The sequence below is a fragment of the Melittangium boletus DSM 14713 genome (assembly GCF_002305855.1).
Lineage (GTDB): Bacteria > Myxococcota > Myxococcia > Myxococcales > Myxococcaceae > Cystobacter > Cystobacter boletus.
In genome coordinates this window covers 9118756-9131970 of sequence record NZ_CP022163.1, presented here as the reverse complement: position 1 = coordinate 9131970, position 13215 = coordinate 9118756, and the positions used below count along the sequence as shown (strand labels likewise).

General features: G+C 68.0%; 7 protein-coding genes. 3 read left to right on the top strand and 4 right to left on the bottom strand.

Annotated features, from left to right (window positions below):
• Nucleotides 1–28 precede the first annotated feature (28 nt).
• The 3 genes from mltG to MEBOL_RS37695 all read right to left on the bottom strand — a co-directional run bounded on the left by mltG (nucleotide 29) and on the right by MEBOL_RS37695 (nucleotide 4080).
• Nucleotides 29–1045, bottom strand: coding sequence for an endolytic transglycosylase MltG (gene mltG / locus MEBOL_RS37705; RefSeq protein ID WP_095981935.1), 1017 nt, complete (start codon nucleotides 1043–1045; stop codon nucleotides 29–31).
• A gap of 61 nt (nucleotides 1046–1106) precedes the next feature.
• On the bottom strand, nucleotides 1107–2198 hold the full coding sequence (locus tag MEBOL_RS37700) for a DUF2891 domain-containing protein (RefSeq protein ID WP_095981934.1): 1092 nt from the start codon (nucleotides 2196–2198) through the stop codon (nucleotides 1107–1109).
• A 10-nt stretch (nucleotides 2199–2208) separates the two neighbouring features.
• Nucleotides 2209–4080 (bottom strand): two-component system sensor histidine kinase NtrB, encoded by a 1872-nt coding sequence (locus MEBOL_RS37695; RefSeq protein WP_095981933.1) that lies wholly within the window; start codon nucleotides 4078–4080, stop codon nucleotides 2209–2211.
• Nucleotides 4081–4232: 152 nt separating this feature from the next.
• Here MEBOL_RS37695 and MEBOL_RS37690 point away from each other — a divergent pair, with 152 nt between their 5' ends.
• Together MEBOL_RS37690 and MEBOL_RS37685 are read left to right on the top strand one after the other, a co-directional pair.
• Nucleotides 4233–5015, top strand: a complete 783-nt coding sequence (locus tag MEBOL_RS37690; protein WP_245919219.1) for a DUF3592 domain-containing protein — start codon at nucleotides 4233–4235, stop codon at nucleotides 5013–5015.
• A 92-nt stretch (nucleotides 5016–5107) separates the two neighbouring features.
• The gene (locus MEBOL_RS37685; protein WP_245919217.1) at nucleotides 5108–6766 is read left to right on the top strand and encodes an N-acetylmuramoyl-L-alanine amidase; all 1659 of its coding nucleotides are present in this window, start codon (nucleotides 5108–5110) and stop codon (nucleotides 6764–6766) included.
• 9 nt (nucleotides 6767–6775) lie between these two features.
• Here MEBOL_RS37685 and MEBOL_RS43890 read toward each other — a convergent pair whose 3' ends face one another.
• Nucleotides 6776–11278 carry an AAA domain-containing protein gene (locus MEBOL_RS43890; RefSeq protein ID WP_095981931.1) on the bottom strand — a complete coding sequence of 1501 codons (4503 nt, stop codon included), beginning with the start codon at nucleotides 11276–11278 and terminating at the stop codon, nucleotides 6776–6778.
• Between the two features lie 229 nt (nucleotides 11279–11507).
• Here MEBOL_RS43890 and MEBOL_RS41665 point away from each other — a divergent pair, with 229 nt between their 5' ends.
• Nucleotides 11508–13124, top strand: coding sequence for a DUF7151 family protein (locus MEBOL_RS41665; protein WP_157823906.1), 1617 nt, complete (start codon nucleotides 11508–11510; stop codon nucleotides 13122–13124).
• Nucleotides 13125–13215 lie beyond the last annotated feature (91 nt).

Here is a 13215-nt window from a genome sequence, read left to right as displayed (position 1 = left end):
GGGAGGATATCCACCTGCACCGCAAGTGTCAGTACACGTTGTACTTGCGGCGCAGTGCTTCGTGTTCCTCGGCGTTGCGAGAGGGATGCAGCCGCCTCTGGGCGTCATGGAGGTAGTACCAGAACTCGTTCGCCTGGGGCTCGAGCGCGGCCTCGAGCGACGCCACCGTGGGAGAGCCAATGGGGCCGGGCGGTAGACCCTTGCGGTGACGCGTGTTCCAGGGGTCCGAGGTGTCGCGCAGGCGCTTGAGGAAGGCCTTGCGGTCATTCCACTCCTCCAGCTCATACCGGGAGGTGGCGTCCACGCCCAGCGGGAAGCCCTTGTCGATGCGCTTCCAGAGGATGCCCGACACCACGGCGCGCTGGGTGGGCAGGGGCTCCTCGCGCTCCAGCATCGACGCCATCACCACCACGTCATGCAGGCTGCGCCCGGCGCGTGACAGCGCTTCCTTGCGAGGCAGGTAGAAGCGCTCGGCGAAGGTGTTCAACTGCCGCTGGACGAGGTCTTCCACGTCGAACTCCCCCGGGATGACGCCATAGGTCTCCGGGTAGAGGTAACCCTCCAGCGTTCCCTTCGGCAGCGGAAAGGGCGCGGTGAAGCGTTCCGGGTGGCTGGCGGCTTCCAGGTAGGCGCCTGGTTTGATGAGCTTCGCGGCGGCGAGCGCCTCGTCGGTGTCGCGCAGGCGCCAGCCCTCGATGACGACGAAGGGCACGTCATCCGGGAGCGGCGGCGACTCGAGCGCGGCGGAGATTTCGCTCATCGTCATGGACGGGCTCACCAGGTGGCGGCCCGCCTTGGGGGCGAAGGCGCCACGGCGGCGCAGGTGCCATCTCCAGAGCCGGGCGTCGCTGATCAACCCGCGCAGGACGAGTTGCGGCCCAAGGGCCTTGCCCGTGGTGCCCTTGACCACGGCGAACTCCACCGGAGGCGCGCCCGGAGGGGCCACGGCACGCCGGATTCCCTGCTCCGCCCAGATGTACGCACCACCCAACGCCAGGGCGCCAAGAACGAGCAGCCCGCACAGACCGAGGACAAGACGCTTCATGTCCACGCAAGTTATCACCGGCCCGCGTTTCCATGGCGGGCAAGCGGGCGGGGAAGGGCGCTCAGGGCTGGTTCAGGCCCCTGCCCGTCACCAGGTACACCGCGAAGCTGCCCAGCCAGTGCCCCCCCTCATAATGGGCCCCCGTCACCGCCTGGAGGCCCGCCTCGCGGTGACGCCTGGCCGTCTCCTGGAGCGCCCGGCGGCGCTTGTCCGTCGGGGGCAGGCCCGAGAGGATTCCCTCCAGCATCCACGCCCGGCTCAAGTTCAGCCCATCCAGGTGCGCGAGCTTGGGATCGCTCGGATCCGTGACCACGGCCGGCTCCAGCCAGGGGGCCTGGCCCTTGACGGGGATGTCCGGCAGGAAGTCGCGCAGCCAGGTGGCGAAGCGCGCGGGGGGAAGGACGCGCCGCATCAGATCGGCCTCGCCCAGGCAGGGCGAGAGGAAGTCCTGCCCCGAGGGCTCATATGCGAGCGGACCCCGGCGATCCTTTCCGTAGAAGGCCTCCACCCGCTCGACGAGCAGGGTTTCCATTCCCGTGTCTCCAGCCCCCCGCGCCCAGTCCAGCACGAGTCCGAAGGCGAAGGCCGTCTGGTCATGCTCGCCCTCGCGGATGGGACGCGAGAGCTTGGGAAGCCATTCGCGCAGGCGCTGGGCGGCGAGGGTCTCCAGGGGGCGCAGCGTGGTGGACCACTCGCGTGCCTGGGGATCGTCCCACTCCCGCAGCTCCATGGCCAGTTGCAGCAACCACGCGAGTCCATAGGGGCGCTCGAAGGACACGCGACCCGGAGCACCCAGGTAGCGCGCCTCCGCCTCGATGTTCGCGGGCGTCAGGCTCCGGGCCACCGCGACCCGGGCGCGCGAGGCGAAGGGCGCCTCCGGGTAGCGCCGCGCCAGCCTCACCAGGAGCCAGTGGCCGTGGACGGAGGAGTGCCAGTCATAGCAACCATAGAAGGAGGGGGTCAGCTCCCGGGGAGGGCGCGCGTCCGCGTCACCGCTCATGACGTGCGCGATCTTGTTCGGATATTCGCGGTGGACGCACCCGAGCGCGAGCTCCGCGAAACGGGCCGCGGCCGCTGCGTCGAAATCCGGGGGAGGGGTTGCCTGGGCGGTGAGCGTGGTCAAGACGAGGGCCAGAAGGGAAGAGGACGCCATCACGCGGATTCTAGGAGGTCGTGGGGGGATGGAGCGGGAGATCGATGGTGAAGGTGGCGCCCTGGCCTGGGCCGGGGCTGTCGCAGGTGAGGCCGCCGCCCATTTCAATGGCGGCCAGGGCGCTGGTGTGCAGCCCGAAGCCATGGCCATCCTTCTTGGTGGTGAAGCCCTGGGTGAAGATGCGCGACAGGTGCTCCGGGGAGATGCCCTGGCCATTGTCCATCACCTGGATGCGCAGCCGATCCTCGGGGGCGGGGGCGATGCGCACGGTGAGCCGCTTGTCGGCGCGGGGATGGTCGAGCAGCGCATGGCGCGCGTTGCTCAGCAGGTTGAGCACGATCTGCAGCAGCCTGTGCCGGTCCAGCATGACCGGCGGCAGCTCGGCGTACTCGCGGTGGAGCTCCACCCCCGAGCGCTCGAGGGACACCGCATGCAGGCGCAGGGCGTCGTCGATGAGCTGGTTCACCGACACCCACTCCACCGGAGCGGATACGCGCGCGTGCTGCTGCTGCATGCTGATGATGGAGTTCACGTGCTCCAGCGCATCGGAGAGCGTGCGTTGCTCGGCCAGCAGCGCCTGCTGCTCCTCGACGAGCTGCCGGGAGACGGCGACGAGGTAGGAGGGAAGCTGTTGGCCCCGGGGATCCTTGTCCAGGAACTCCCCGAGCGAGCCCCGGTGCGCGTGCAGCAGCTCCGTGGCGCGCAGCAGCCCGCTCACACGGGAGACGCGCAGACGCTCGGTGACGAGGCTCACGGAGACATTGATGCTGTTGAGCGTGTTGCCCACGTTGTGCAACAGCCCCGTGATCACCTCGGCCATGCCCGCCTTGCGTGACACGTCCAACAGGGTGCGGTGCACCTCGGTGAGCTTGCTCTCGGCCTCCTTGTGCTTGGTGACGTCCCGGCCGAAGAGCGTGACGCCCACCGGCCGGCCGCCCTGGTCGAAGAAGGGCTTGAAGGAGATCTCCACCGTTTCCCGCTGGCCGGTGTCATGGACGAAGGTGTCCTCGATGCGCACGCTCTGCCCGCCCAGCGCGCGCGCCATGAGCTGGAGGATTCCCTCATGCTGCCGGGTGCCCGGGGCGAAGAGGGTCTCCCCGGACACGGGCTCGCGGCCGCTCCGGACCTGGAAGGCCTTGCGCATCGCCGAGTTGGCGACGATGAGCCGTCCCTCCAGATCGAGCGAGCACACCTGGTCGTCGGTGTTCTCGATGAGATTGTGCAGCTCGAGCTCGCTCTCGCGCAGCGTGCGCAGCGCCTGCTCTCGCGCCAGGTTCGCCTGGGTCCGGGCCGAGCTGTGCAACCAGCTCACCACCCAGATGCCCAGCATGCAGAAGGCGGCGGACGTGTCGAGCATCCACAATTGCACGGCCTGGGGGCGGGGCATGTCCCCGAATACCGTGAAGCGCAGCGGGTGGACGAAGGCGATGAACAGGGCGACGGGCAGGGTGATGAAGAAGCCCGGGCGCGGGCCGACCAGGTAGACGGACAGCGCGGGCAAGAACATGGTTGCCGCATGCGAGGCGGAGTAGGGCCATTGGCTGGCGGAGAAGGTGAACACCAGCGTGACGGCGATGATCGAACAGACGAGCATCGCCGAGACCTCATGCGTGGAGCGCCGGCGCAGCAGCCACAAGGCGAACGAATTCATCACCAGCGAGAAGATCGAGACCGGACCGTGGATCCACGGTTGGGGACTGATGGGCACGACCATCAGCGTCATCAGCGAGAGCAACATCAGCACGAGGGCGATGAGGATGAGCAGCCGCATGCGGCCCAGCTCCTCGGGGGGGTTGCGCCGCAGCGCGGGCGACAGGAAGACGTCCAGCCGGCGCAACAGCGACTCACCCGGTTTCAGCCATGATTGCTCCCGCCCCTGCATCGTCACCACGCTCTATCCGCGCCTCGTCCCGGGCGCTGGTGCAAGAGCTGTATAGGATGCGGGCCCCTCCACCCGCCATCTCCGCCAGGGGGGAAGTTCCGCCCGGGAATCGTCTCGACACGCCTCGTCATCCCACGGATCGCCGGGAGGAAGTGCTGTATACCGGGGCCATGCAGCTCGCCATTCCCCAGGCTCCCCGTCAGGTTCCCCTCACGCGTGTTCCCGGTGCTGTCGCACGGCTCGTCCGGGTGGTGCTGCTGGGGCTCGGGCTGATGGCGGTGGTCGGGGTGGGTGTCTGGGCCCTGGGCCGCTTCGTGGTGGAGGAGCGGACCTTCCTCGCGCGCGCCGAGCCGGTGGATGGCCAGCTCATGGCCATGACCCTGCCTTCCAGGGACGAGCGCGAGGGCGCCGAGGCCCGGCTGGAGGTCGTCTATACCCTGGGGAAGGTCCAGTACTCGGCCGCCGGAGTGCGCACGCGCGCCGAATACGCCGAGGGTCTGGGCCGGGGGGCTCGCGTCTTCCTGCTGGTGGACCCCCATGCTCCGGATCGGCCCCGGGAGGCGGGCTATGTGCGTGAGCGTGCCCAGGCCCTGGAGTTCGTGCCGTGGGGGGTTGGCATTGGCGCGCTCATCGCCGTGGGCCTCTTCTTCTGGGAGCTCAAGCGCACGTTGCGCGCGGAGCTGGACCCCCTGCGCAAGGGAATGCTCGTGTGGCTCACGCCCGAGGGGCCCCTGCCGGAATCGAACCGGGAGGCGTTCTTTCCCGCCACCTACTTCAAGCAGGACCAGAAACACACGGTGCGTGCGCGTCTGGGCCCCCGCCGCGCCCCGGTGCGCAACGGAGAGAAGGTCCTGGCGGCGGTGCTGTCGTCCCTGCCGGGCCAGGCCCGCGTCCTCGATGAGGAACTGGCACGCCGTCTGGGCTGGGTCCGCTGAGCGCCACCATACCCTCCGGGCCGGGTGAAAATTTGCTGGGGGTGGGGTGCCGTGACACACGTCTGTAGCCCTCGCCCTCGCCCGGAGGACCCGTGTCCATTCGCTCCCACCTCGCTCCGCTACTGGCCGTGCTGTTGCCGCTCTCCGCCCAGGCGAAGCAGGACCCCGCCGAGGCCGCCTATCAGGACGCGCGCAAGTCCTACTACGTGCTCAAGGACGACGCCGCGCGGCGCAAGCTGCGCCACAACTGGCTCAACGTGGCCCGTAAGTTCGAGGCCGTGGCCCAGCACTACCCCAAGAGCCCGCGCGCTCCGGATGCCCTCTATACCGCCGCGGAGCTGCTCAGCTCGCTCAGCCGCATCTCCTTCGTCCCCGAGGATCAGCAGGCCGCCATCGCCGACTACACCCGCGTGGTGGAGTCCCACTCGCGCCACCGGCTCGCGGATGACGCCGCGGAGATGCTCGCGCGCATCTACTTCGAGCGGATGGATCAGCCCGAGGCCGCGCGCCGTGTCATCACCCACATCCTCTCGGCCAATCCCAAGGGTGACCGTGTGCCCGAGCTCAAGTCGCTCCTGGCCTCGTTGCCCAAGGCGCCCGCTCCCGCGCCGGTGCGTGCCAAACCTCCGGCGCCCACGCCCGCTCCCGTCGTGGCGTCGGCCCCGCCCGTCATCCGCGTCGAGCTGAGCAAGCCCGTACCCTCCGAGCCCGCCGCCCCCCAGGTCGCTGCTGCTCCAGCGGGAGGTGGCACCTCGCCGCTGCTCGACGCCATCAGCCAGCAGGGGCGCGAGCCCGCCACGCGCGAGACGCCGGCCGCCGAGCCCACTCCGGTGGAGACGAAGCCGGTGGCGGAGGCGAAGGTCGCCGAGGTGAAGTCGGTGGAAGAGAAGCCGGTGGAGGTGACGCCCGAGCCGAAGCCCGCGCCAGCCGAGGTGTTGGCGGCGAACAAGCCCGTCACCGCACCCGTGGACGAGCACATGGCCCAGGCGCGGCTCAAGGCGGCGGCCAAGGTGTCGGGCAGCGCGGAGCTGACGCTCGCGGAGCAGTTGGGGCTCAAGGTGCGCCGGGTCGTCATCGACGCGGGGCACGGCGGGCACGACACGGGCGCCATCGGCCGCAAGGGCACCCGGGAGAAGGACGTGACGCTGGCGATCTCCCGCAAGCTCGCGCGGCACCTGCGCGAGCAGGGCATGGAGGTGTTGCTCACGCGCGACGAGGATCGCTACCTGAAGCTGGAGGAGCGTTCCGTGCTGGCCAACGAGGCCCGGGGTGACTTGTTCATCTCCATCCACTGCAACGCGGCGGCGAGCTCGAAGCTGCACGGCATCGAGACGTATACGCTCAACACCTCGGCGGACCGCTACTCCATCCGGCTGGCGGCGCGCGAGAACTCCACCTCGGAGAAGGGCATCAGCGACCTGCAGTTCATCCTCGCGGACCTGGCCACCAAGGCCAACACCTCCGAGTCCACGCGCCTGGCCACCCAGGTGCAGAAGAGCCTCGTGAGCCACCTGTCGGCCAACTACTCGGGCGTGAAGAACCTGGGCACCAAGGAAGCGCTGTTCTACGTGCTCCTGGGCGCCAAGATGCCGGCCATCCTCGTGGAGACGTCCTTCCTGTCGCACGCCGAGGAGGAGAAGCGCCTCGCCTCGGAGACGTACCAGGACGAGGTGGCCGAGGCCATCGCCCAGGGCGTGATGGGGTTCGTCGGGGGCCGCAACCCCGTGGCCAAGGCCCAGGCGACCCCCTGACGCCCCCGCTCAGTTGATGACGCGGCGGTCGCCTCCTGGCAGGGCGGTCATCGTCGCCACCGGGGGCTGACGCGCGATCTCCTCGCTCGCCGCCTGGAGCACGGCCTCCTGGGCGCTGTGGGGATCCCGGAAGAACTGCGGCGTCCACAGCCGCACCAGCTTCCACCCCTGGCCCTCCAACAGCGCCGTGCGGAACAAGTCCCACTCCACCGGATCCGCGGCCTTGGGGTAGCGCGAGCCATCGCACATCACGCCCACCGTCACGTCGCCCACGCGGCGCGGATGCCGCAGGGCCACGTCCACGCAGAAGCCCTCGTTGCCCCAGTACACGTCCGAGGACACGCCCCGTGTGCGCGCGAGTTCTTCCGCCAACGCTCGCGCGAACACCGAGCCCGTCTCCGTCCGCCACTCGTTCACCTCCGGCTCCGGGTGCTCGCGCGTCTCGTCGGTCCGCTCGGATTCACGCGCATGGGCCTCGGCGAGCTTCTCGGCGTACTGGAGGTAGGCGAAGAGGAGCCAGCCCCCATTGGGCTTCTTTCCACTCTCCACGGGGGGAAGGGCCGAGTAGACGTCACGCGGAATGGACGTCACCAGGTGCACCATCTGCCGCGCCCGCGTCACCAGGACGTTGAGCCGCCGGCCGCCTCCCGCGCTCCCCAGGGGACCGAAGCGCCGGTAGAAGCGGCCCTTCGCGTCGGGCCCGTACGTGGTGCTGATGATGATGTGATCGCGCTCGTCGCCCTGGACGTTCTCCAGGTTCTTCACGAACAGCCCCTCGAACGAGCCCGCGCCCCGCCGCGTCCTCGCCACCGCCAGCTTCGCCGCGAAGTCCGCGTCCGCCGCCGCCATCTCGTCGAGCACGTCGGTGATGGCGTCCCGCTGCGTCAGGTTGAAGCACGCCACGCCAATGGACGGAGGCTCCGGTTGGGACAGCAGCTCCTTCACCAGTGCGCCCACCGCGCGCGCCTCCACCCGGTTGGCCCGCTTCTCGTTGATTCCCCCCGCGTGGAGCAGCCGCAAGGGCGCATGCACCGCCCGGTTGGACGGATGCCCGGGAACCGCCTGGAGCCGCGAGTCATAGAAGTGCTCGTTGCTGAAGCCGATCAATCCCTCGTGCTGGGAGCGGTAGTGCACGTCCAGGTAGCACTGATCGATCTCCAGGTTCAGCGCCGCTCCGAGCAGATCCTCGACCTCGGATTGCTGATCCTCGAAGAGGCCCTGCTCGCTCTCGGTGTCCAGCTCCTCCTGGCTCTGGGAGACGGCGGATTCGAAGAAGCGGGTGGGTGGCAACTGCTTGGGATCTCCCGCGATGACCACTCGCCGCGCCCGCGTCAGCACCGGCAGGGCTTCCTCCAGCCGGCACTGGGAGGACTCGTCGAAGATGACCACGTCGAAGAACTCCCGGCGGGGGAAGATCTGCGCCACCGTCTGGGGACTCGCCATCCATACCGGCCGCATGTCGAAGAGCGGATCTCCTCCCTCCACGTTCGCGCCCGCGGCGACGACCTGACGCACCCGCAGCGCCCGCTCGCCCCTCAGGAGCAGGCGCCGGCGCAACTCCGCGCCCAGCCCATTGAGCCGGCCACCGGTGGCCGCCAGCAGCCGCTCGCGCTGTCGCTCCGTCCACCGGTGGCGGATGACGTCGCGCACGAGCTCCCTCTTGCGGTTCTCCAGCACCTGATGGCGTGCATGGCTCGCGCGGATGCGATCCGCGTCGATGTGCTGGAGCCGGGGATTCTCCTTCACCCGCGCGGACACCTCTCCGGCCAGCACCGCCTTGCGCACCGCGCTCCAGCCCTGCTCCGCGTTCGCTCCAGCCAGGGCCAGCTTCTCCGTGGCCACCCCGAGCGCCGGAGGCAATCCCTTCACCAGCGCCTGGAGCCGCAGCAGTCCTTCCACGCTGGACACCCGCGCGGCGAGCGAGGCGAGGAGCGGATGGGCCGTCTCCCCCGCGCGCAAGGCCTGCCTCCGCGCCTCGAGCCACGCCGACGAGAAGAGGCCGGTCTCCCGCAGGCGCGTCTCCAGGTCGGCCACGGCCTGTCCTCGCGCGGCCGACTGGCGCAAGCCCGAGAACAGCCGCGTCCGGGCCTCCGCGTCTCCCCGCAGGGCCTCGAGCACCGCCTGCCGGCACGAGGCGAGCACGGGCTCATCCAGGCGCGGCAGCACCTCGAAGAGCGCCGCATGGCCGCGCAGCGCCCGGGTCAGTTCCTCGTCCGGAAGGGACGTGTTGGCGCCGGCCGAGAGGACCGAGTGCTGGAATTCCGTGAGCAGCAGCCGCGCGCGCACGCCCGTCAGGAAGCGGGAGGCGCGCTCCGTGGCCTCGGCGCCAGGGGTGAGCCCGAAGCGCTTGAGCACCTCCGCGGCCTTGGCCTTCCGGCCGAACAGGAAGAAGCGGTACCACTTGCGCGCCACCTGCAACCAGGCCGCGAGGAACGCCAGCCACTGGCCCAGGACGCTCAACCCCTGGGGCTCCGAGCGGTGCACCAGCGCCAGTTCCGTGTCCAGGGGCCCTTCGTTCAACACCTGGATGTGGGGTGACATGGCCGAGAGCTGCGTCTTCGCGCTCTGGCGTGCCTCGGGTGTCGCCGAGGCCCAGCGCGTCAACCACTCGGGCCGGGCCTCCTGGGACACCCGCTCCAACGCGTCGGCGAACTCCGCCCGGGCCCGCCCCTCGGCCGCCACGTCTCCCGTGGTCGAGAAGGGCGGAATGTCGGGAGAGGCGAGGGCATCCGTCTCGCGCGCGGCCTCCACGAGGGATGCCATCCGGTCGCGGTACGTGGCGAGCGGCGTGGACAGGTACTCCTCGAGGTGGGTGCCCAGGGCGGTGCGCCAGGGGTTGTCCGGGTAGCCCTCCTTCGTGGCGCGCTCCAATGCCTCGCGCACTTCCCGTTCGTAGGGACGTGTCGCGGCCAGGCGCGAGGACCCAAGCCCCTGGGTCGCGGGCTCCCACGAGGCCTCGGTGGACTGGGCGAACCACTCGCCCACCAGCTCGTGGAAGGAGGGCTCGGTGCCTCCCGAGGGCCGCTCGGAGAGGGCGCGCTCGTTGGCGGACAGCTCGTCACGAAGGGATTGCAGCTCGGCATCCACCCGGGCGAGTTCCGCCGGAGCGGGAGGATTTCCCCGCGCCTCGGGCAGTTGATCGAGCTGTTCGCGAATGCCCATGTACAGGTCGCGCTGGTCGCGCTGCGCGTCATGCACCACGGCGCACAGGGCCCCGAGGCCGAGGTGATCCAGGCGGTGCTTCACCACGTCCAACGCGGTGCGCTTGTCACAGACGAGCAGGACGCGCTCGCCCCGCGCCAGGTGATCTCCAATGGCATTGGCGATGGTCTGCGACTTCCCCGTCCCGGGAGGCCCGTGCACCACGAGTCCCCGGCTGCTGCGCGCGAGCCGGACCGCGCGGGCCTGGCAGGGATCCGCGAGCGAGACGAGCCGATCCTCGTTCGCGCGCCAGGGGCGCTGGCCGCCGTCCTTCGAGGTCGCGTTCCCCGCGCCGAGCGAGACGCCCACGCGCAGGAAGCTCTCGAGCGGACCCTGGATCGGCTCGCCGTCCACGAGGGCGCGCATGTCGTCCACGAGGCTCTGGTTGGACAGGGGATAGAGGCCGAGCACGGCGCACGGCAGGATCGACGCGGGGGCGTCGTCATCGGTCCGGGGCGTGGGCGCGAGGGGCGTCTCGGACGTGAAGGCCGCGGGAGGGGACATCTCCAGGGCCTTGCACACGGAGGCCGTCAGCTCGTTGATTTCCCGCCACGGATCCTGCCCCTCCTCATCGGCGAACAGATCGCCGAGGCGCTTGCCGGTCTGCCGCTCGACCCAGGCGAGCAGGGCGGTGTTGGGCAGGACGCGGTCCACGCCCTGACCCACGGACTCCAGCTCCACGCCGGGAGTGCGGCCCTTCTTGAGGATCAGACGCACGGGGATGAAGGCGATGGGGGCGAGGATGCGCCGGGTCCCCGCGAAGCCCTTCTTGTCTTTCGAGTCCGAGGGCAGGTGCAGCAGGGGATAGCCCACATGGAGTACCTGGGCGCCGGTGTCCTGCTCGAAGGTCCGCGCGTCCTCGGTGATGGCGCCCAGCTTGCGCAGCAGGGCCTGCCGCTCGTCGTCCTTCTTCTTCGAGGGAGGCTCGGGCTCCGCCTTCGCCGCCGGCGGGGCGCGGAAGGTGAGCGTCATCGTGACCTTGCCCTCGTCGGGCTCATCTGGCTCCGTCGCGGATGGAGCGTCCTCCGAGGGCGCGTCTTCGGCCTCTGTCTCCACCGCGGGGGCACGAAAGGAGAGCTTCACCGAGCCCTTCGAGCCGAGAAGTCCAGCCAGCACCGTCTGGGGAGGCGTGCCGTCCAACCGGCTGAGCAGCGTGAGGTCCACGCGCTGGCGGCTGTTGTGAGGGCGGCAGTTGATGCTCGGGCCCGATGCGAGGGCGGCATACAGACGATCCAGCATCTTCTCGAGGAACTGGCTGCGGGACTCGGACAGGACGTACCTCCGGGAACGGCTCCGCGTCGCACCATACATGCAGGAGTGACTGCCTGGACCTGGGGGAGCCGAGGAGGCGGGAATCCTCGGATTGTCAGGTAAAAGGCCTACACTCGCAGTACACGGACCTACACATTCCTCCCCGAATCAATGGGCTGCCCTGGAGGGCAGTCGCAGGGGAGGGTGGAGCATGCCGAGTTGGGTGCGGAGTTGGGGATGTGTCCTGGGAGTGCTGGCCATGGCGTGTGGTTCGGGCTCCGAGCCGGAGGTGGCTGAGAAAGCCCCGGTGGCGCCGGAGGAAGCCCAAGCCAAGGTCCTGTTCCGCTGGAGCGAGGTGCTTCCGGGAGAGCAGTGCGCGGCGGGCGGCACGACCGTCGAGTCCGGCGCGGATGTGAATGGCGATGGCACGCTGGATGACGCGGAGGTGACGCAGACCTCCTCTTCCTGCCATGGCGCCATCCACACCGAGGCGGTCGAGGGAACCCAGGTCCTCTTGCGGCTGGACCCCGAGCCTACCGGCGTGAACTGCACCTACGGTGGCACCAAGGTGCGCAATGGCATCGACAACAACGGCAATGGCACGCTGGAGGTAGATGAAGTGGTGCAGACCCAGTTCGTCTGCTCCTCCGTGCCCCCGTACCCGAGCAATTGGGCCGCATCGTCCCTGACGGGCATTGAGTCAGGACTGACTCCTGTGGGGGTTTGGATCCCGACGGGTCGAAAAACCACCATCTTCAAGACGAACTCCGCATCCAGACTGAAGATCACCGTTTCGGACAACTTTATGACAGGACAATATGTCAACGGTGGCTATGGGCGCTATGAGGTGCGAATGAATGGCGGCAGGATGACTCCCGCCTGTCATCAGGCGCAATACAGCGCGAACACTTCTGGCTGGGCAAATGATTATCATTTCCCCTTCTCAACCGTTTGTCTCACGGAGAGCCTTCCGGCAGGATTGTATGAGTTCGACACCTGGGCATATGGGGATATTGGTCAGGCCATGGTCGGCCATGGCGCGTCCCAGCCTCTTCTTATTGTCGAGGAGGTTCAGTCCACTAGCAACTATGGTTACTCCAATACGGGAGGAGACTTCTCCACTGCGAGCGCGTCGTTCCAAAGAGTTCCTGGTCGCTCGGTTTCCTTCACGAAGCAAATCCAGGGGACGTTACTCAAGGTGACTCTCGCGGATACGCTCAGAACAGGCTATAATCAGGACGGTGGCTCGGGCACGGTTATGGTCAGGTTGGACGGTATCGACACAAATTGTTACACCGGACAATACGATGCACAAGGAACAGGTGGGGACTTTTACAATCCATTTGTCATGACTTGCGTGCTTCCCAATGTTCCTGTTGGAGTGCATGAGTTTAGTGTGTGGCTTCGCGCAGATAGTGGTGGAGGGGCCCGTCTGGGCTGGAGTCGATCTTCTCCGCTTCTGATGGTCGAGGAGGTAATTAATCAGAATGTCTCCTACAGTACTGCCTATGGGCCAAGTGGTGAATTGGGAGGAGATTGGTCTGGAGTAGGGGGCCGGTGGTTGAGTCATACTGTGAGTTTAAGTGGAAAGACTTTGCGGGTAACCTATTCGGATACGTTTCGGGCAGCCTCTGGTTGCAATGGTCGATGGGGTTACTTTCAGTTGTATGTAGATAATCAGCCTGTTGCTTGCAGCAATGGGCAGTATGCTTACAATGCAGGTGGTGCTGCCCAAAATCATCACCACCCTGTCAATCATGTGTGCTTGGTGAGAAATCTGGCTCCGGGGCCGCATACATTCGCTGTCTGGTCTTCGACCCGACAACTGGACGGAACGACTTGTGGCACCAACTACTTCGGCCGGAGTCGTGGCCAGTCCCTGCTCATGTTGGAAGAGCTGCCGTAGGTTGCTCTGAGTGACCCGAGAGCCACGTCCCCAGGACTGAACTTCCGGGAGGACATGGCTCTTTGGGCTCGGCTCATTCCTGAGACATGGT

Bases quoted from the DNA above. Each gene is read 5' to 3' on its own strand.
- mltG (WP_095981935.1), bottom strand. From the start codon at position 1,045: ATGAAGCGTCTTGTCCTCGGTCTGTGCGGGCTGCTCGTTCTTGGCGCC.
- MEBOL_RS37700 (WP_095981934.1), bottom strand. From the start codon at position 2,198: ATGGCGTCCTCTTCCCTTCTGGCCCTCGTCTTGACCACGCTCACCGCC.
- MEBOL_RS37695 (WP_095981933.1), bottom strand. From the start codon at position 4,080: ATGCAGGGGCGGGAGCAATCATGGCTGAAACCGGGTGAGTCGCTGTTG.
- MEBOL_RS43890 (WP_095981931.1), bottom strand. From the start codon at position 11,278: ATGTATGGTGCGACGCGGAGCCGTTCCCGGAGGTACGTCCTGTCCGAG.